This window comes from Ligaoa zhengdingensis, assembly GCF_014384885.1.
GTDB lineage: Bacteria > Bacillota > Clostridia > Oscillospirales > Ruminococcaceae > Ligaoa > Ligaoa zhengdingensis.
This window is the reverse complement of record NZ_JACRST010000012.1, coordinates 32,066-52,177: the sequence shown is the minus strand read 5'-3', so window position 1 is coordinate 52,177 and position 20,112 is coordinate 32,066. Positions and strand designations below refer to the sequence as shown.

17 protein-coding genes are annotated in these 20,112 nt (G+C 56.9%); all 17 read right to left on the bottom strand.

The annotated features are described in order from the left end of the window. Positions 1 to 3 precede the first annotated feature (3 nt). The 17 genes from ispG to aroF all read right to left on the bottom strand — a co-directional run bounded on the left by ispG (position 4) and on the right by aroF (position 19,901). Positions 4 to 1,059: a flavodoxin-dependent (E)-4-hydroxy-3-methylbut-2-enyl-diphosphate synthase gene (ispG, locus tag H8711_RS08665; RefSeq protein WP_249283074.1), complete on the bottom strand. Its 1,056-nt coding sequence runs from the start codon at positions 1,057 to 1,059 to the stop codon at positions 4 to 6. A gap of 33 nt (positions 1,060 to 1,092) precedes the next feature. Further along, entirely contained in the window at positions 1,093 to 2,112 is a 1,020-nt protein-coding gene (gene rseP / locus H8711_RS08660) for an RIP metalloprotease RseP (RefSeq protein WP_249283073.1), read from the bottom strand. A gap of 55 nt (positions 2,113 to 2,167) precedes the next feature. Beyond that, the gene (locus tag H8711_RS08655) at positions 2,168 to 3,322 is read right to left on the bottom strand and encodes a 1-deoxy-D-xylulose-5-phosphate reductoisomerase (RefSeq protein WP_249283105.1); all 1,155 of its coding nucleotides are present in this window, start codon (positions 3,320 to 3,322) and stop codon (positions 2,168 to 2,170) included. A 127-nt stretch (positions 3,323 to 3,449) separates the two neighbouring features. After that, positions 3,450 to 4,304 (bottom strand): phosphatidate cytidylyltransferase, encoded by an 855-nt coding sequence (locus tag H8711_RS08650; protein ID WP_249283104.1) that lies wholly within the window; start codon positions 4,302 to 4,304, stop codon positions 3,450 to 3,452. Next, positions 4,294 to 4,962, bottom strand: a complete 669-nt coding sequence (gene uppS, locus H8711_RS08645) for a polyprenyl diphosphate synthase (protein WP_249283103.1) — start codon at positions 4,960 to 4,962, stop codon at positions 4,294 to 4,296. Before uppS ends, H8711_RS08650 begins: the two co-directional genes overlap by 11 nt. Before the next feature lie 140 nt (positions 4,963 to 5,102). Next, positions 5,103 to 5,657 carry a ribosome recycling factor gene (frr, locus tag H8711_RS08640; protein WP_249283072.1) on the bottom strand — a complete coding sequence of 185 codons (555 nt, stop codon included), beginning with the start codon at positions 5,655 to 5,657 and terminating at the stop codon, positions 5,103 to 5,105. Positions 5,658 to 5,712: 55 nt separating this feature from the next. Beyond that, positions 5,713 to 6,417 carry a UMP kinase gene (gene pyrH, locus H8711_RS08635; RefSeq protein WP_249283071.1) on the bottom strand — a complete coding sequence of 235 codons (705 nt, stop codon included), beginning with the start codon at positions 6,415 to 6,417 and terminating at the stop codon, positions 5,713 to 5,715. Between the two features lie 367 nt (positions 6,418 to 6,784). Then, positions 6,785 to 7,987 carry an FprA family A-type flavoprotein gene (locus H8711_RS08630; RefSeq protein ID WP_249283070.1) on the bottom strand — a complete coding sequence of 401 codons (1,203 nt, stop codon included), beginning with the start codon at positions 7,985 to 7,987 and terminating at the stop codon, positions 6,785 to 6,787. A 74-nt stretch (positions 7,988 to 8,061) separates the two neighbouring features. After that, positions 8,062 to 8,220 (bottom strand): rubredoxin, encoded by a 159-nt coding sequence (gene rd, locus H8711_RS08625; RefSeq protein ID WP_249283069.1) that lies wholly within the window; start codon positions 8,218 to 8,220, stop codon positions 8,062 to 8,064. Between the two features lie 99 nt (positions 8,221 to 8,319). After that, complete coding sequence (gene uvrA / locus H8711_RS08620) at positions 8,320 to 11,148, bottom strand: excinuclease ABC subunit UvrA (protein WP_249283068.1); 2,829 nt, start codon at positions 11,146 to 11,148, stop codon at positions 8,320 to 8,322. Positions 11,149 to 11,184: 36 nt separating this feature from the next. Next, the gene (uvrB, locus tag H8711_RS08615; RefSeq protein WP_249283067.1) at positions 11,185 to 13,149 is read right to left on the bottom strand and encodes an excinuclease ABC subunit UvrB; all 1,965 of its coding nucleotides are present in this window, start codon (positions 13,147 to 13,149) and stop codon (positions 11,185 to 11,187) included. 232 nt (positions 13,150 to 13,381) lie between these two features. Next, positions 13,382 to 14,554, bottom strand: coding sequence for a bifunctional chorismate mutase/prephenate dehydratase (locus tag H8711_RS08610; protein WP_249283066.1), 1,173 nt, complete (start codon positions 14,552 to 14,554; stop codon positions 13,382 to 13,384). 41 nt (positions 14,555 to 14,595) lie between these two features. Beyond that, on the bottom strand, positions 14,596 to 15,669 hold the full coding sequence (aroC, locus tag H8711_RS08605; protein WP_249283065.1) for a chorismate synthase: 1,074 nt from the start codon (positions 15,667 to 15,669) through the stop codon (positions 14,596 to 14,598). Continuing rightward, a complete protein-coding gene (gene aroA / locus H8711_RS08600) occupies positions 15,653 to 16,927 on the bottom strand; it encodes a 3-phosphoshikimate 1-carboxyvinyltransferase (protein WP_249283064.1) in 1,275 nt (424 codons plus the stop codon). The genes aroC and aroA overlap by 17 nt, the downstream gene beginning before the upstream one ends. Beyond that, a complete protein-coding gene (aroB, locus tag H8711_RS08595; protein ID WP_249283063.1) occupies positions 16,924 to 17,991 on the bottom strand; it encodes a 3-dehydroquinate synthase in 1,068 nt (355 codons plus the stop codon). Before aroB ends, aroA begins: the two co-directional genes overlap by 4 nt. Further along, on the bottom strand, positions 17,988 to 18,839 hold the full coding sequence (locus H8711_RS08590; RefSeq protein ID WP_249283062.1) for a prephenate dehydrogenase: 852 nt from the start codon (positions 18,837 to 18,839) through the stop codon (positions 17,988 to 17,990). The genes aroB and H8711_RS08590 overlap by 4 nt, the downstream gene beginning before the upstream one ends. 51 nt (positions 18,840 to 18,890) lie before the next feature. After that, positions 18,891 to 19,901 (bottom strand): 3-deoxy-7-phosphoheptulonate synthase, encoded by a 1,011-nt coding sequence (gene aroF, locus H8711_RS08585; RefSeq protein WP_249283061.1) that lies wholly within the window; start codon positions 19,899 to 19,901, stop codon positions 18,891 to 18,893. Between the last annotated feature and the right edge of the window lie 211 nt (positions 19,902 to 20,112).

Genomic DNA, 20,112 nt, shown 5'->3' with positions numbered 1-20,112 from the left:
TTCTCAATCCATCTGTTCGATTTCTTTGAGGAGCTCGTCCACAATGCGCTCCTCCGGCACCTTGCGCAGGGGCTTTCCCTTCTTAAACAGGAGCGCCTCGCCGACGCCGCCCGCGATGCCGATATCCGCTTCGCGCGCCTCCCCCGGTCCGTTGACAATACAGCCCATAATCGCCACGGAAATATTCTTTTGACATCCCGCCAGCGCCTGCTCGACGCGACCCGCAAGGCCGATCAGGTCGATATTGGTGCGCCCGCATGTGGGGCAGGAGGTAAAGCGCACCCCGCTTTGAGAGAGGCCGAGCGCGCGCAGAATGTCCTTAGCCGCCTCGATCTCCCGAATCGGGTCGGCGGTGAGGGACACGCGAATGGTGTCCCCGATGCCGTCGCACAACAGCCCGCCGATGCCGATAGCCGATTTAATGAGTCCCATGCGCTCGGTGCCCGCCTCCGTCACACCCAAATGCAGCGGATAAGGGTAGCGGCTCGCCATTTCGCGGCAAGCCTCCACCGTCTTTTGCACGCTGCTGGCCTTGATAGAGACCACGATATCTTCAAAGTCGTAGCGCTGTAACAGCCGGATATGCCCTTCGGCGCTCTCGATCAAAGCCTCCACCGTAGGGGAGCCGTGGCGCGCCAAAATCTCCTTCTCCACTGAACCGCTGTTTACGCCGATGCGGATTGGGATTTTGTTCACGCGGCAAGCGTCTGCCACTTGTTTGACGCGGTCGCTATCCCCGATGTTGCCGGGGTTGATGCGGATCTTATCGATTCCAGCCGCAACCGAGTCGAGCGCCAGCCGGTAGTCGAAATGGATATCCGCCACCAGTGGAATGGAAATTTTCTTCTTAATGGCGGGGATCAGCGCGACCGCCTCCCGATTAGGGATGGCTACGCGTAGAATCTGGCAGCCCGCCTGCTCCAGCGCGACCGCCTGCTCCACATTGCTTTCAATATCCGCTGCGGGACGGTTGAGCATCGATTGAATGGCGATGGGGTTGCCACCGCCGATGATCATTGTGCCGATCTTCACCGGCTTGGTCGGTATTTTTTGAAGCATAACAGCCTCCTGTGTCGTTCAAGATGAGAAAGACTAAGAGAAAAACAGCCGCACAATGTCGTTGAAGGTGACAAACAGCATCAGGCCGAGCAACAGTATCATGCCGGCGGTGTGCACATAGTTTTCGTATTTGGGCGGAACTGGCCTGCGAAACACGGCTTCTATCAGCAAAAACAGCAGCTTACCGCCGTCCAGCGCGGGCAAGGGAAGAAGGTTGAACACCCCCAAGTTGACGGTAATAAATGCGATGAGCAGGAGCAGCGGGCGCAGCCCCATCGAGGTGGCCTGGCCAATCACCGCCGTCACACCCACCGGTCCGGAAAGCTGATTGACCGAAAACTTGCCTGAAAGCAGCTCCAAGAGGCTCACCCATACCAAACGGGCGATCGCACCGGTGTAATAAAAGCCGTTGTAAAGCAGCGAACCAAAGGTTTTTTCCGCTGGATATACGGTAAAATCGATGTAGATCGAATGTGTTCCATCTTCAGCTTCGGTCATTTGGAACGGCACCGTCAGATTGAGCAGTTCACCGCCGCGCTCCACCTGCATCTCCACCTGGCCGTCCTCATCGCGCACCAGGCCGAACACAATATCGTTATCGATATGCACCCTGGAACCGTTGATTTTGACAATCCGGTCGCCCACCTGCAACACCGAGCTGCTGACCGACTGCTGCTGAAAGTTCGAGACAGTTGTCGTCCCAAGCGTCGGCTGCATGGCGAGCACCACCAGCACTACTATGAAGCCGAGCAGCAGGTTCATGATACCGCCCGCCGCCATCACAACAAAGCGCTTCCAAATCTTCTGCTTGCCGAAGGACCGCTCGTCGTCGCTCTCCTCCTCTTCGCCGTCCAAAGTCACATAGCCCCCCAGCGGAAACAGCCGGATTGCGTACGTCGTATCACCCTTGGTAAATTGAAAGAGCGCGGGCCCAAACCCCAGCGAAAAATCGTTGACGCGAATGCCAAATGCCTTGGCGGATAAAAAATGCCCCAGCTCGTGGACCGTAACAAACACACCAAAAATAATAATCGCCAGCAGAATCGTTCCCACAGTACCCAATCATTCTCACAACCAATCCAATTGATCTCGCAGCCGCCTGCTGATATTACTTCGCCGCCTCGCGCAACACAAAATCCCGCGCCATGCGGTCCACTTGAAATACATCTTCCAGGTCATAGTGTTCCTTTGCACAATTGATTTCATTCAGTACCCGCCGCACCAGAACACCGATCTGTAAAAAGGAAATCTTTCCGGCCAAAAACAGTTTTACCGCCTGCTCGTTTGCGCCATTGACCAGCGCCGGATACAGCCCATCGCGCCGGATTGCCTCCAGGCAAGCGCCAAGACATTCAAACGTTTCACAGTCCGGCTTGTAAAAGGTGAGCCGGCCGATCTCGGTGAGCGAGAGGCGCGGCACCTCACAGGGAAGACGCTTGGGATAGGTCAGCGCGTATTGGATGGGAATTTTCATATCCGGCACCCCCATCTGCGCGATGACCGACCCGTCGGCGAATTCGACCGCCGAATGGATGATGCTCTCCCGCTGCACGATGATTTCGATTCGCTCAGGCGGCACGCCGAACAGTCGGACCGCCTCAATCACCTCCAAGCCTTTATTCATCAGGGTAGCGGAATCGATGGTGATCTTCGCGCCCATCTCCCAGTTGGGGTGGGCCAGCGCATCCAAAGCGCTCACCTGTTGCAGCTCCTCCCGCGTCTTACCAAAAAACGGGCCGCCTGAGGCGGTGAGCAACAGCTTGTGCGGCGGATTGCGCCCCTCAAAGCCGCCAAGGCACTGAAAAATCGCTGAGTGTTCGCTGTCCACCGGCAGAATGCGCGCCCGCTTTTTGCGCGCAAGGTCGGTGACCAACCGTCCGCCCGCCACAAGGCTCTCCTTGTTGGCCAACGCCAGGTCGCGTCCCGCTTCCAATGCTGCGACGGTGGGGCGGAGACCCGCAATGCCCACCACTGCGTTGAGTACGATGTCGTTTTCCGGCAGGGCCGCAACCTGGCAGACTCCCTTCTCGCCGCCCAACACTTTGACCGGCAAGTCAGCGAGTCTGCGGGCTAGCTCCTGTGCCGCTGACTCATCCGCAAGAACCGCATAGGAGGGACGAAACGCGCGCACCTGTTCTTCCAGGAGATCAACCGACCGGTTGGCGGTCAAAGCGGTGATGCGGTAGCCCATCGCGCGGCACACCGCGAGGCTTTGTATGCCGATCGAACCGGTGGAACCCAATATCGCTACTTTTTTCAAAATCTCACCTCAAAAAAATCGCGCCACGCGTGGCGTGCACAGGGATGCGGAAAAAGCCTTCCCGCCGCCGCTGTCTGCCGCCCAGCCTGGCACAACTTTCTTTTTCTTTTGTTTTCTCTTCCATCCTGTATCATACCAACGTGAACAGCTCTACATACTGGATGTAAACAAACACCGTCGGCGCAACAAATAACACGCTGTCGAATCGATCCATCACGCCGCCATGCCCCGGCATAATTGAACCAAAATCCTTGATGCCGCACTGGCGCTTGATGACCGACGCCGTGAGATCACCCAGAATCCCAGCAGCCGACGCCAAAAGCGCCAAAATACCGAGCGCAAGATAGTTCACTTGGATGGCAATCTGAAAGAAATAGCCGACAGCCGTTATGTAAAGCCACGTCAGCAGATAATAACAGACCAGATTGCAAAGTATCCCACCGATTGCCCCCTCCACTGTCTTGTGAGGGCTGATCTGCGGAGCCATTTTGTGTTTACCGAACATTCTTCCGGAAAAATAGGCTCCGGTATCGGTGAGCCATGCGCCCCCCAACATCATCAGCAGGTATAAAATGCTGACCGACATCTCATAGCGGTCATGCACCAGCTGCATGACCGAGAAGGAAAACGGCACCATCAAACCAAAGAAAAACGCCAGGCTGACCTGCTCGATCCGCAGGGTGTTGTGGTAGCGGATCAGATTTAAAAACAGCAAAAATGCGTATGCCCCGCAAATGACGGCCAACTGCCCTCCGAGATGTTTGGTCTGCAGCAAAGGGACCAAGGCGGAAAACACCAGGCAAAGCAGGAACAGGGGTCTGTGCTCGGTGAGCTTCGCCGCCTTGAAGAGCTCATACACCGCCAACAAGATGAGTACGATGATGGTGATGTTAAATACGGCTGTTTCATAAAACGCGAGCACAAGCGCAAGCACGCCCAGACCAATCACGGAAGAAATGATACGCTGTTTCATTTCAGCCCACACCTCCAAATCTTCTGCTTCGTTTTGTGTACTCCAACAAGGCTTGGTTCAAATCATTGGGGGTAAAATCGGGCCATAAAATGTCCATAAAGACATATTCGGAGTAAGCTGACTGCCAAGCAAGAAAATTGGAACTGCGCTTTTCCCCGCTCGGTCGGATGATGACATCGGGGTCTGGAATGCCTCTGGTATCGAGATGATCGGCGATGCAGTTCTCATCAATGGTATCGGGCGAGAGCGCGCCGGCCGCCACCTTTTGTGCGATTGACCGCACTGCACGGCTAATCTCGTCGCGGCCGCCGTAGTTGATCGCCATGCACACGGTGATGCCAGTGTTATTTTTGCTGCCTTCCTCCGCCTGCCGCATCAGGTCGCGCAATTCGTCATCCAGTGCAGTTCGGTCCCCAAGGAACAACAGGCGCACATTCTCATCCTTATAGTTGGAGACATCCCGCAGGTGCTCTTTGAGCAGCTCCATCAAATCCGCCACCTCGTCGGCCGGTCTGCGCCAGTTCTCGGTGGAGAATGCGTAAACCGTGAGGTAACGAATGCCGATATCGCGGCAGTATCTGGCGATCTCACCAAATACGCGCGCACCCTTTTTGTGGCCTGCCGTGCGTGGCAATCCGCGCTTTTTTGCCCATCTGCCGTTGCCGTCCATGATGATTCCAATATGGCACGGCAACAGCTGGGGATCCAAATATTCGTTCTTCAAGGGCAGGTCTGCCTCTCTTTCATTTGTATGATCTCAGAAAAGAAGATATGTGCAGCTGATTCCAAATGAAAAGCCCTGTACCTTCATTAGATTTCCATAATTTCCTTTTCTTTATTCTGGGACATCTGATCGATCTCTTTGATATATTTGTCGGTCAGCTTCTGCAGATCCTCTTCGTAGCTCTTCTGATCGTCCTCGGTGATTTCCGAAGCCTTCTTCATCGCCTTAAACTTCTCATTGCCGTCTCGACGGATCGAACGGATGGCAACCTTTGCCTCCTCGCCGTATTTGCTGACTTTTTTGCAGAGTTCTTTTCTGCGCTCTTCCGTTAACGGGGGAAAATTCAGCCGGATCACCGTGCCGTCATTATTGGGATTGATGCCGATATCCGAAGCCATAATCGCCTTTTCAATGGCTTTCAGGGTGGACTTATCCCACGGCTGGATGGTCAGCATCCGCGGATCCGGCACCGATACCGCCGCCATCGAGTTGATCGCAGTGGGCACGCCGTAATAATCGACTGTGATCTTATCGAGCACCGAAGCGCTCGCCCTTCCCGCTCGGATTCCAGCGAAGTTGCTGTTGAGAGCAGACAGGGTTTTGGTCATTTTTTCGTCGTATGGCTGAAGATGAGCTTTCATAGCAGTACCTCCATCAGTTATAGTTATATTTTTGCACAGCGCCCGCGACGCCGCTTTATTTCACAATGGTTCCAATTTCCTCGCCCTGCACGGCGCGGACGATATTGTGCGGATCATCCACACTGAACACAAGGATAGGAATGCTGTTGTCCCGGCACATCGAAGCCGCTGTGCTGTCCATGACGCCCAGCTCCTGCGTGAGAATTTCTGCGAAGGTGAGGTTATCATATTTTTTTGCGTCTGCGTTCTCCATCGGGTCGCTGTCATATACGCCGTCCACCTTTGTGGCTTTCAGGATGATGTCCGCGCCGATCTCCGCCGCGCGCAGCGAGGAGGCCGTGTCGGTGGAAAAATACGGGTTGCCGGTGCCACAGCCAAAGATCACCACGCGCCCCTTCTCCAGGTGGCGCAGCGCCCGCCCGCGCACATACGGCTCTGCGATGGCCTGCATGGTGATCGCAGTTTGAACGCGCACATCCACGCCGAGCTGCTCCAATGCGTCGGCCAGTGCGAGCGAGTTGATTACGGTCGCCAACATCCCCATGTGATCCGCACGGGTGCGGTCCATCTTGCCGCTGGTGCGGCCGCGCCAGAAGTTGCCGCCCCCCACCACGATGCCGATTTCCACCCCGAGTTCCCATGCATCCTTGATGCTCGCACAGATGTGAAGCACCGTGTCAAAATCGAGACCGCTCTTTTTTTCACCCGCCAGCGCTTCCCCGCTGAGCTTCAGCAGAATCCGTTTGTACTTGATGGCCATTGGCAGCATCCTCCATCTAAATCTTGATTGTCACAGAAATCCCCCGCAAACGCCGTCTGCGGAGTTCTGTCCATATCCTTCCCTATTTTACAATAACACGGGCGGGAAGTAAAGAATAATTTCACCAGCTCCGCTCTACCGCTTCTGAAAGATTCCACTGCGCTGGATATAAAATTTAATATATCCATGCTGTATCACGATGAATAAAAAACTGGCAAGTGCATCGAGTTTTGTGCATGCAAATCTAAATTTTGCGGCTGTGCTCCCGGCCAATTGAAAGGACTTTTGTAAAACAAATTGGCCCGATAACGATGGTTTTCGTTATCGGGCCGTTTCCCTTACACGATGAAATCACCGCTACGGAGATTTACAGCATACGGGCGAGTTCCCGTCCAGCTTCCCGCGCGCGTTCCAGATCGCTTTCAGAGGGAACAAACTGGAATTTGAGGCCCTCCCCACAGACCGCCAGCTTCAGCCCGTTCATCCGCGCGATGAGATTCGGCACCGCCTCTCCACTCCAACCGTAGGAGCCGAAGGCGAGCGCGGGCTTTTTCTTATTGGTGATGGCGTCCACATGGCTGAGCAGCTCCCAGACCGGCGCAACCGCGTCTGCGTTGATGGTGGGGGATCCCACCGCAAATGCGTCGGAGCGGTTGAGCTGCGCCTGCAGGTCGCCCATCGCATGTTCATTGATATCGTAGACATCCACCTTCGCGTCTGGGATGATCTCCAGGATCCCCCGCTTGATCTCCTTCGCAGCGAGGCCGGTGTTGCCATATGCCGAGCAATAGAAGACCGGAACGGTCTTCACCGCATTGTGATGCGGCTGACTCCACTGGTCGTAAAGCGCCATGGCGGATTCTAGGCGGCAGCCCTTGGTGAGAATTGGGCCGTGACTGTTGCAGAGGTATTCGATATCCAGGCCTTTGATCTTGGCCAAACCGTTCTGCACATAACTCGGGAACGGGCCAAAAATCGCCGTGTAGTAGCCCAGGAATGCGTCCTCATATTTCGTCGGGTAAACAATGTTGGTATCAAAATCGTGGGGTTCGCAATAGTGGCAGCCCAAAAAGTCGCAGGAAAACAGGACCTTGTCCTCCTCGCACCAGGTGAACATCGAATCGGGCCAGTGCAGGAACGGCGCCATGATAAACCGCAGCGTCTTACCGCCGAGGTCGATGCTGTCCCCATCCCGCACGACGCGGGGCTTAAAGTCCGACAGATTGGTGATATTTTTGAGGTAGATCGAGCCGGCCTGAGAGCAGATGATCTGCGCGTTGGGGCAATGTTGCGCCAGCTTGGCCAATACGCCGGAGTGGTCGGGCTCGCAGTGGTTCAAAATAATGTAATCAATTGTTGCAGGGTCGCACGCCTCCTGAATGTTCTTCCAGTACTGCTCCCAATAGGTCAGGTGGCAGGTCTCAATCAAAGCTGTCTTTTCCCTGCCGCGCACAACATACGAATTGTAGGTGGTGCCGTAGTCGGTGCGCATCACAACGTCAAAAATGCGCATGATGGGGTTGAGAATCCCCACCGACATGACCCCGTCCGTCACTTTTCTTGCCGCCATAGCAAATACCTCCTGTTTACGATAAACTTCTAGTTAAAAAAGATGGAGGGGCATGGCGCCCCTCCCCTTACCACTTACGCTTTTTCAAACATATCCTTGCCAACGCCGCACATCGGGCACACCCATGTATCGGGAATATCCTCCCATTTGGTGCCAGGCGTGATGCCGCTGTCGGGATCACCCACTTCGGGATCATAAACATAACCGCAAATCGAACAAACATATTTTTCCATGACTGTAACCTCCATCTCATTGTATTTCTCGGAACGGCTTTATTATACCATCAAAGTATAACATTGTAAAGAGAAAACAGGAATAATTCTTATTACTTTTTAGGAGTTTTCTAACACTTTTTTGAGGTATTGCCCCGTATACGATCTCTCGCAATTGACAATCTCCTCGGGGGTGCCGGTGAAAACCACCTCTCCCCCTTGGTCGCCGCCCTCTGGGCCGAGATCGATCAGGTAATCGGCTGTTTTTATCATATCCAAATTGTGTTCGATCAATACAACAGAGTTGCCCGCGTCCACCAATTTTTGCAGCACCTCGATCAGCTTGTGCACATCCGCCGTGTGCAGGCCGGTGGTGGGCTCGTCCAAAATATAGATGGTTCTGCCGGTCGGCCGCCGGGAAAGCTCGGTCGCCAGCTTGACACGCTGCGCCTCGCCGCCCGACAAAGTGGTGGCAGGCTGCCCGATTTTGATGTAGCCCAGGCCGACATCGTACAGGGTTTGCAGCTTGCGTTTGATCTTGGAGTGATTGTCAAAGAAGGCGAGCCCCTCCTCCACCGTCATCTCCAACACATCGTAGATGGATTTGTCCTTGTACTTGACCTCGAGGGTTTCTCTGTTGTATCGCCTGCCTTTGCAGACTTCACAAGGCACGAACACATCCGGCAAAAAGTGCATCTCGATTTGGATGATGCCGTCGCCCTCGCAGGCCTCGCAGCGCCCTCCCTTGACATTGAAGGAAAACCGGCCGGAATTGTATCCGCGCATTTTCGCCGCATTGGTGGATGCGAACAACTCGCGGATATCGGTGAACACGCCGGTGTAGGTAGCCGGATTGGAGCGCGGGGTGCGGCCGATCGGAGATTGGTTGATGTCGATGACCTTGTCGAGGTGTTCTGTCCCCAGAATATCGTCGTGCTTGCCTGCGCGGGTGCGCGCTCCGTTCAGGGTTGCGGCCAACTTTTTATAGAGAATTTCATTGACCAGAGAGCTCTTGCCCGAACCGGATACGCCGGTGACCACCGTGAAGGTGCCCAGTGGAATTTTTACATCGATCCCCTTGAGGTTGTTTTCGCTGGCGCCCTTGATCTCCAGGAAGTTGCCGTTGCCGGGTCTGCGGGTCTGCGGCACTGGAATCTGCTTGCGGCCGGAGAGGTACTGGCCGGTGACCGACTGCTCACACGCCTCGATCTGCTTCACAGTTCCCGCACAGACTACCTCGCCGCCGTGCACGCCCGCGCCCGGGCCGATATCCACAATATAGTCGGCCGCGCGCATGGTGTCCTCGTCGTGCTCCACCACGATCAGGGTGTTGCCGATATCGCGCAGCCTCTTGAGGGTGGCGATCAGCTTGTCGTTGTCGCGCTGATGCAGGCCGATACTCGGTTCATCCAGGATATACAGCACCCCCATCAGCGAGGAGCCGATCTGGGTAGCCAGACGGATGCGCTGGCTTTCGCCGCCCGAGAGGGTACCTGCCGCCCGGGAAAGGGTGAGGTATTCGAGGCCCACGCTCTGCAAAAAGCCCAGCCGCTCCTTGATCTCCTTGATAATCTGTGCCGAAATCATCCGCTCTCGCTCGGTAAGTTCCAAATGCTCCAAAAAGTCCAGCGCGCGGACGACCGACATCTTGCAGAAATCGCTGATGTTGATGCCCCCCACCAGCACCGAAAGATAGATCGGTTTGAGGCGCGCGCCGTGGCAATCGGGGCACTCTTCTGAGCTCATATAAGCCGACAGCTCCTGCTTCATCCATTCACTGTTGGTGACGCGGAACCGCCGCTCCAGGTTGTTGATGATCCCCTCAAAATCGGTGAGATACTGCCCCTGCATCGCGCCCACGTCACGGTAAATGGTGAATTTTTCGCCGTTTGTACCGTACAGCAAAACATCCTTGGCCTTTTGGGAGAGCTCCTGAAAGGGGGTATCCAGCGAAAAGCCGTAATGGTCCGCCATGCCCTCAAAGTAGCTCTGCGCCAATCCGCCCTCAGCGTAGTACCAGCCGCTAGCCTTGATCGCCCCCTGACGCACCGAGAGCTTCTTGTTCGGCGCCACCAGATCCGGGTCCACCTTCATAAATGTACCCAGACCGGTGCACTTTTCGCACGCGCCCTGCGGATTGTTAAAAGAGAACATGCGCGGGGTGAGCTCCTCCACACTGATGTTGTGTTCGGGACAGGCGTAGTTCTGCGAAAACATCATCTCTCCACCATCCAGCAGGTCGATAATCACAAGCCCGCCCGAGAGGTTCAGCGCGGTCTCCAGCGAATCGGAGAGGCGCGACTTGATCTCCGGCTTGACCACCAGGCGATCCACCACGATTTCGATGTGGTGCTTTTTATTCTTTTCCAGCTTGATCTCTTCGGTCAGGTCGTAGAGGTTGCCATCCACCCGTACCCGGGCGTAACCGGAGCGCTTGGCGGCTTCAAATTCCTTGACATGCTCCCCCTTGCGGCCTCGCACCACCGGCGCCAGCACCTGAATTTTGGAGCCCTCCGGGACGGCTAAAATCTGATCGACCATCTGGTCGACCGTCTGCTGCTGAATCGGCCGGCCGCAGACCGGGCAATGCGGGATACCGATGCGCGCATACAGCAGGCGCAGGTAGTCGTAAATTTCTGTCACGGTGCCCACGGTGGAACGCGGATTTTTTGAGGTGGTCTTCTGGTCGATCGAAATGGCCGGAGACAATCCCTCGATCGAGTCCACATCCGGCTTCTCCATCTGGCCCAAAAACTGGCGCGCATAGCTCGAAAGGCTTTCCACATATCGCCGCTGTCCGTCGGCATAGATGGTGTCGAACGCCAGTGAGCTCTTGCCGGAGCCGGAGAGCCCGGTGAACACCACCAACTTGTCGCGCGGCACCTCCAGGCTGACATTTTTGAGGTTGTGTTCCCGCGCCCCTTTTATAATCAATTTATCGTTAGCCAATTGCTCGTTCCTCCAACTATGTCCCGCTGCAAGGGGCTACTTCTGCTCCTTGAGCTTCTTGATTTTATCGCGCAGATAGGCCGCGTGCTCGAATTCGAGAATCTTGGCCGCATTTTTCATCTCCGCTGTCAGCTTGGCGATCAACGCCTCACGCTCCTGCTTGCTCATCTTCTTGCGCGACTTGCCCTCGGCTGTCTCGCGCGACGAAATCTCCAAAATCTCGCGCACATCCTTGCGAATGGTCTGCGGGGTGATGCCGTGTTCCTCGTTGTATGCCATCTGAAGTGCTCGGCGGCGCTCGGTCTCGCTGATCGCCCGTTCCATCGAATTGGTGACCGAATCCGCGTACATAATCACCTTGCCCTGGGCGTTGCGCGCGGCGCGGCCAATCGTCTGAATCAGCGAAGTTTCGGATCGCAAAAAGCCCTCTTTGTCCGCATCCAGGATCGCCACCAGCGACACCTCCGGGATGTCGAGACCTTCTCGAAGCAGGTTGATGCCCACCAGCACGTCAAACTCGCCCAACCGCAGGTCACGGATAATCTCCATGCGCTCGATGGTGTCGATGTCGTGGTGCATGTAGCGGATTTTGACCCCCATCCCCTCAAAGTAGGAGGTCAGATCCTCCGCCATCTTCTTGGTGAGGGTGGTCACCAGCACGCGCTCGTTTTTGGCCACGCGCAGGTTGATCTCGGAAAGCAGATCGTCGATCTGCCCTTCCACCGGTTTCACCACGATCTCCGGATCGACCAGGCCGGTCGGACGGATAATCTGTTCCACCGTCTGTACACAGTGCTCCTGCTCGAACGGGCCGGGGGTGGCGCTGACATAGATCGCCTGATTGATTTTGCCGTAGAATTCATCAAAGTTGAGCGGACGGTTGTCAAAGGCGGAGGGGAGGCGGAACCCATAGTCCACCAGGTTTTGTTTGCGCGCGTGGTCGCCTCCGAACATACCGCGCACCTGCGGCAGCGTCACGTGGGACTCATCCACAAACAACAAGAAATCCTTGGGAAAGTAATCGAGCAGCGTGGTGGGCATACTGCCCGGTTGACGGCGGGACAGCACACGCGAATAGTTTTCGATCCCCTTGCAGAACCCGATTTCCGTCAGCATCTCAATATCATAATTGGTGCGCTCCGCGATGCGCTGCGCTTCAATCAGCTTGCCGTGCTCGGTGAAGTACCTCACCCGATCGTCGCATTCCTGCTGGATATCGCGGATGGCCTCCTCCATGCGGTCGCGCGGCACAATATAGTGACTTGCCGGATAGATCACCGTGCTTTTGAGGTTGGCTTTGACCTCGCTTGTGAGGGTGTTGATCTCGCTGATCCGCTCGATCTCATCGCCAAAGAACTCGATGCGCAGCGCCACATCCCCCGAATACACCGGGAAAACCTCGACCACGTCCCCCCGCACCCGGAACTTGTTGCGGATAAAGTTGATGTCGTTGCGCTCGTATTGAATTTCCACCAGCTTGGAGATGAGCTGGTCGCGATCCTTTTGCTGGCCGATGCGCAGGGAGATCACCATATTTTTATAGTCGATCGGGTCGCCCAGGCTGTAGATGCACGAGACGCTGGAGACGACGATCACATCCCGGCGCTCGCCCAGCGCAGCCGTGGCCGAATGGCGCAGCCGCTCGATCTCGTCGTTGATCGCGCTGTCCTTTTCGATGTAGGTATCCGTATGCGCGATGTACGCCTCCGGCTGGTAGTAATCGTAGTAGGACACGAAATATTCCACCGCATTGTGGGGGAAGAACTCCTTGAATTCGCTGCAAAGCTGCGCAGCCAGCGTCTTATTGTGCGCGAGCACCAGCGTCGGCCGGTTGAGCTGCGCAATGACATTGGCCATGGTGAAGGTCTTGCCGGACCCGGTGACACCCAGAAGCGCTTGTTCGTGCGCCCCCGAACGCACGCCCTCCACCAGCTTGTCGATCGCCTGTGGCTGGTCGCCGGTCGGCTGATAAGGGGATACCAACTCAAACTGTTCGGGCATCGATGCACCTCCCACTCCAGACTCACATCTTTGTTTTTTCTCCGCAATCAGAACATAAGTTCTGAACATTTCTACTATATCACAACCAAATTGAAGATACAACTCCTGTTTTTCAAATTCGCCCTTTTTCCTATTTATTATGGTTCGTCTCCCCTGGTTTATCGCAATATTTTCATAAAACGGGAAAAAGGCCCCCTCCTTGCGGAGAAAGCCCTCTTTTTGCGGATGATGGTCATGATATCGCACCGGAGCTGTCCAGTTCTCGGTAGTTGCCCAAAAAAGCAAAGTAATCGCATTGCTGCTCCAAACGCGTCAGCAGTTTGATGATATGCTCGTTGGCCGCGTTTCCGGTGAAATCAAAATAAAACAGGAACTCAAAGTTGGTGTCCGGCAGCGGCCGCGACTCCAGCTTGGTGAGGTTCAGCTCCAGCATGGCGAACTGGGTAATCAGCTTATAAAGGGAGCCCGCCTCATGCGGCAGGGTGAGCGCGACACTCATCCGGTTTGCATCCTCGGTGATCAGCATCTTGTTGCTGATGGCAATAAACCGGGTATAGTTGCGTTTGGCGTCCTTGATCTCGTCGAGCACCACATTCAGGCGGTAGATATCCGCACACTCGCGCGACGCAATTGCCGCTACCCCGCGGTCGCCGCACTCAGACACAAAGCGCGCCGCAGCCGCTGTATTGGAGTAGAGGTGCACCCGGATGTTGGGGTGCGCCTGCAAAAAGTCGTGGCACTGGCTGATCGCCTGGGTGTGGGAATAGACGTCGGTGATGTCGTCGAAGTGCACGCCGGGCTTGGCCAGCAGGCAGTGGCGCACCTCCAGCCGGTAGCCGCGCACAATGTGAAACTGATATTTTTTCATCAAGTCGTAAACATTGTTGACCGAACCTGCGGTGGAATTTTCGATCGGCAGCACACCGATATCGCATTCCCCACGCTTGACACTTTCGAAGATATCGGAAAAATCCTGATAAAAGCGGAGCTTCCCGTCCGAGAACATCCCACGGGCCGCCATGCTGGAATAGGCGCCGTCCACCCCTTGGCAGGCAACCACGGGAGCGACAGGTAGCGTCCGCCCGTCCTCGAGCGCCTGATGAATCGTGCGGCTCAGCCGCGTGTCGGCGGTGAGATCGTTGTTCTGCTGTGTCTTGCTCAGATCCATGATAGTGGTGAACAAGAATCGGACATAGTCGGATAGGTCGTCGCCTGTCACCGGGTCGGTCGCCATCGCCGCGACCCGGTCCAACACCTGCTGTTCCCGGTCGGTGTGCAGCACCGGCAGGTTGTTCAACCGCTTATATTCCGCCACATCGTGAACGATGCGCATCCGGTTTTTAAAGAGCGATACTATCTGCTCGTCGATTCCATCGATCTGTTCCCGCATGTTCTTTAAATCCATCGAAAAAACTCCTCCGTTTTTATCTGTAAAGGGATATCATATTACACCAAGTAGGACAGAAGCGCAAACGCTGCCGCCGCTTCTACACAGGGAACCGCACGAGGCACCACGCAAGGGTCGTGGCGGCCTTTCACCACCAGCTCGCATGCACAGCCTTCCTGAAAATTGACGGTCTGCTGCGGCCGGGAGATGGACGGCGTCGGCTTGAACGCCACCCGCATGGTGATCGGCATTCCGCTGGAGATGCCGCCCAAAATGCCGCCGTGGTGGTTGGTCCGGGTGACAACTCTGCCCTCTTGCAGCTCAAACTCGTCGTTGTTCTCCGCTCCGGTCAACCCGGCCGCGTCGAAACCGGCTCCGAACTCGACCCCTTTCACCGCTGGAATTCCGAACAGGATGGAGCTCAGGCTGTTTTCCAGGCCGTCAAACATCGGGGTACCCACCCCGGCTGGGAACCCCACCGCACAGCATTCCACCACGCCGCCGAGAGAATTGAGCTCGGCGGCGGCCTGTTCGATCGCGCCAATCATCCTCTCGCCCGCATCCTTGTCGAGCACCGGAAACGTCTGCTCGCCGACCGACCGCAGGGTCTGTGCGGTCACAGCTACCGGATCGAATGCGCGATCCACGATGCTGTGCACCGACAGGATGTGCGCGCCGACCTCAACACCGCGCCGCCGCAAAATCTGTTTGGCAATGCCGCCCGCTACCACCAGAGGCGCGGTCAGGCGGCCGGAAAAATGCCCACTGCCGCGCACGTCGTTATAACCCTGAAAGCGCAGCCATGCGGTGTAATCGGCGTGGCCGGGCCGGGCTGTCGTCCTCAGGTTGTCATAATCCCCCGAATGGGTATCGCTGTTTCTAATCACCGCGCAAAGCGGCGCGCCGGTGGTTCTACCGTCCAGCAGACCGGACAGAAATTCCGGCCGGTCCGGTTCCTTGCGCTTGGTCGCAGTCGAGGATCGGCCGGGCGCACGCCGGGCACAAAAGGCCATCAGCTCCTCCACGTCGATCTCCTCCCCGGCGGGCAGGCCGTCGATCACCACGCCGATTCCCGGCCCATGTGATTCCCCAAAGATGCTCAAATTCAGTGTTCCTCTACCCCATACGGACATTGGCGCTCCCCCCCAATCGGTTATAGTCGTCATAAAATTGCGGATAAGACTTGTTGACCGCTTCTGCGCCGTCGATCAGCACCTCGCCATCGCAGAATAGCGCTGCGATGGCCGCGCTCATCGCGATGCGATGGTCGTTGCAGGCGGACACCACCCCGCTGTGCAGCACCTTGCCGCCACGCACCGTGATGCTGTCGTCATCACAAAAGGCGTCGGCTCCCAGAGCACGGAGCGCCTGGGTGGTACTCACCAGGCGGTCGCTCTCCTTGAGTTTGAGGCGATGGGCGTTGTAGATGCGGGTTTCCCCTTCGGCGAACGCCCCCACCACCGACAGAATCGGCACCAGATCTGGGATCTGGGATGCATCGATTTGGATGCCGCGGAGCTTTCCGCGCGAAATGCGGATCGCCCCCCCTTCGGCGGACACCCGGCCGCCGAACCGCAACAGCAGGTCGATAATCTCCCGGTCGCCTTGCCGGGAATCGCCTGCCAGGCCGTCGATCACAACCCCCTGTTCGCTGAGCAACCCCGCAGCCGCAAAGAAAGCCGCATTGGAGTAATCCCCTTCCACACGGTAGGTACAGGGGGTATAACGCTGATTACCGGCGACCCGGTAGCCCTGTTCCGTCTCTTCCACCGCCACGCCGAACCGCGCGAGGGCGGAGATCGTCATATCCACATAGGGGCGGGACTCGAGGGGCGAGGTGAGCACCAGCTCGCTGTCCCCGTCCAGAAGGGGCAGGGCGAACATCAGACCAGTAATGAACTGGGAACTGACGTTTCCCGGCAACAGGAACCGCCCCGCATGGAGCTGGCCGGTGACCTTAAGCGGGAGCTCATCGCTCTCCAGGCGTTTGAGGCGCACTCCCTTTTCCGGGAACAGCTCGTGATAGACCCCCAGCGGACGCTGCGGCAGCTTGCCCGAGCCGGTGAACACCACCTCGATGCCAAAAGCCGCCGCGATGGGGATGAGAAACCGCAGGCTCGAACCCGATTCGTTGCAATGAATGCGGATGTGACCGGCTGGGGTGCGGGAAATCCCCTGTACCAGCGCGAGGTTGTCCTGAATCTGGATTTTAGCCTCCAGCATCTCGAGGGCAGACCGGGTGGCCTCCACATCTGCGGACGCCACCACAGGGGCGACATGGCTGAACCCATCGGCGAGCGCCGCGCCGATCAGGGCGCGGTGGGAATCGCTTTTAGAAGGCGGGGCGGTATAGCGCCCCGTTAGCTTTGACGGTTGAATTGCAGCGATCATCTGCATCCCTCACAAATAAATTTTTGAAATGCTTCCACGGGCATCGGATGGATCACAGCTCGGCCGATCTGTTCGGGCAGGATCACATTGATTTGATTCTGGTTCCGTTTTTTATCTCCAAGACAGATCTGGGCCAGTCCGGACGGGTCAAAGTCGGTGCTGGTCGGCAGGTCGAACATCCAACAGGCACGTTCGAGCTCCTCAGCGATCCCTTGCGGAACGATCCCCGCTGCCGCTGCCGCCTTTGTGATCGCCACCATACCGATGGCGACCGCGCGGCCATGCGGGATTGTATATCCGCTTTGGGTCTCGATGGCATGGGCGAGCGTGTGGCCGAAGTTGAGCAGCATCCTCTCCCCGGTGTCGAACTCGTCGTTCTGTACGATGTCGCGCTTGATCGAAACACAGCGGTGGATGATCTCCTCCAGATGCTTCCGATAATCGGGCGATGCGGTCATCTCGAACAGCTCCCGGTCGCGGATCGCGCCGTATTTGATGACCTCCGCCGCGCCGTCGCAAAATATTTCCCGGGGAAGGGTATCCAGCAGTTGGATGTCGCAGAGCACCAGGCTGGGCTGATAAAAGGTGCCCACCAGGTTTTTGCCGCACTCCAGGTCCACAGCGGTCTTGCCGCCCACCGAGGAATCCACCTGGGCCAGCAGGGTTGTGGGGATCTGCACATACCGCACCCCGCGCAGGAAGGTGGAAGCCGCAAACCCGGTCACATCCCCCACCACGCCGCCCCCCAGGGCGATGATCCAATCGCCGCGGGTGATCTGATGGCCGGCAAAAAACTCATAGAGCTTGGCCGCAGTAGCCAGCGTCTTGGACGCTTCCCCGTGAGGGAACGTGAAGAGGGAACAGTCGTCAAAGCCCGCCCGATGCAGCGAATCCAACAGCCGGCCGGCATAGAGGGCCGCAACCGTGTCGTCCGACACCACCGCGACCCTTTGGGCGGACGACAGGGCGCGAATCCGCTCCCCGGCGCTGTCCAAAAGACCATTCCCCACCCATACTTCATAGGTCTTGCTGGTTTTTACCGTCACCTGTTTCACTCTGCTCACCTGTCCTTATCGTTATCGTTGTTGAGGCTCTCCTTGATGACCCGGCCCTGCGCCAGCAGGGCGCGCAGCCGTTCAGCATCCCGCTGGTCGATCGCATTGCGAATCTCCTTCAGATTCTCTACAAGGGTGTCGATCTCCTCCACCAGATGATCGGGATTGTCCAGAAACAGCTCGGTCCACATCCCCTCGTTGAGCTTCGCCACGCGGGACATATCCTCAAAGCTGCCCCCGGTGAAACCCAATTGAAATCGGCAGTTGGGGCTTTTGACATAGGAGCTCGCGATCACATGCGGAAGCTGCGAGGTGTAAGCGATCATCCGATCGTGGAATTCCGGCGTGGTGTTGATGACCCTGCCAAAGCCCAGCGACAGGATGAAATCGGACACCCTGCGCAGCACGTCGCGGTCGAGGTCGGCATCCGGCGTGAGGATCATACTCGCGCCTTGAAACAGGTCCTGATCGGAGACGGCAAAGCCGCTGAATTCGCGGCCCGCCATGGGGTGCCCTCCGATAAAGACGAGGTCGCGGCCGGCGATCACCTCGCGGATTCCCCGGCACACCACCCCTTTGACGCCGCAGACATCCAGGAGGATACAGCCCGGCCGAAAGAGATCGAGATGGGTGCGAACATAGGCGATGGTATCCGCGGGATAGAGCGCCGAAAGGACCAAGTCACAGCCTGCGAGAGCGCGGCCGTCCAGCCGCCCGTCGATGGCGCCAAATTCGAGCGCGGAGGAGAGCACGGCCTCGTCCCGGTCCTCCCCCCAGACGCTGTGATGGGTATACGCCTTGATCGCCTTGCAGAGGGAACCGCCGATCAGCCCCAGGCCGACCACACCGATGTTCATATTTATCCTACCCCTTTCGTGTTAGCAAACCGTGATTGTTCTGCGAAACTTTTAAAAATGCTTGCCCTCGAATTCCACCATGCGCTTGACCGAATCCATCACTTCACCGAACTGCTGGGGGGTGAGGGACTGCGCACCGTCGGAAAGCGCGTGCTTCGGGTCGTTGTGCACCTCGATAATCAGGCCGTCCGCACCGGCTGCGATCGCCGCCTTGGAGAGGGGTTCCACCAGCGAAGTCAGCCCCGCCGCGTGGCTGGGATCGACCACCACCGGCAGGTGGGAGAGCTGTTTGAGCAGCGGGATCGCGGAAATATCCAACGTGTTTCGGGTCGCGGTTTCAAAGGTACGGATGCCGCGCTCGCAGAGGATGATGTTCTCATTACCGCCCGCCATGATGTATTCGGCGCTCATCAGGAATTCTTCAATGGTGTTGGCGAGCCCCCGTTTGAGCAGGATCGGCTTATTGAGGGTTCCCAGCGCCTTGAGCAGCTCGAAATTCTGCATATTGCGCGCGCCCACCTGGATGATATCCACATCGCGGAACAGCTCGATGTGAGCCGCGCTCATAATCTCGGTGACGATCGGCATACCAGTCTCTTTCTTCGCGTCCAGCAGGAACTCGATTCCCTCGGCGCGCAGCCCCTGGAACGCATAGGGAGAGGTGCGGGGTTTGTACGCGCCGCCGCGCAGCAGCCCCGCGCCGGAAGCCTGCACATCGCGCGCGACCTCCTTGATCTGCTCCTTGCTTTCCACCGAGCAGGGGCCCGCAATCACCTGGAAATTGCCGCCGCCGATTTTGCGGCCGCACACCTCCACCACCGTGTCATCCGGATGGAACTTACGGTTTGCCGCCTTGAACGGCTCGGAGATGCGCCGCACATTTTCGACGATGTCGTTGGCGCGCACCGCATCCTCATCCACCTTGGAGGTGTCGCCGATCAGGCCCAGGATGGTCTTGCTGGCGCCTTCCACCACATGAACATCCAGCCCCTGCTTCTTGATCCAATCGATCAGATTGACGACCTCTTCCTTTTTGGCCTTCTGCTTTAAGATGACTACCATTTCTGAAACAACCCTTTCCCATATCGTGAAGTTTTCTGATTTTTTATTGATTCTGCATTCTGTCCGGAAATCCTGCAGCAATTTCCTTTGGGACGCAGAAAAAGGCCGGTGCCTTTGTCACCAAAAGCACCGACCGATCAGTCGTTGTCATTCTCAATTCCGGTTCCAGAATTATCGAACACCATTTGGCAACACATTTTTTGAACAGCAA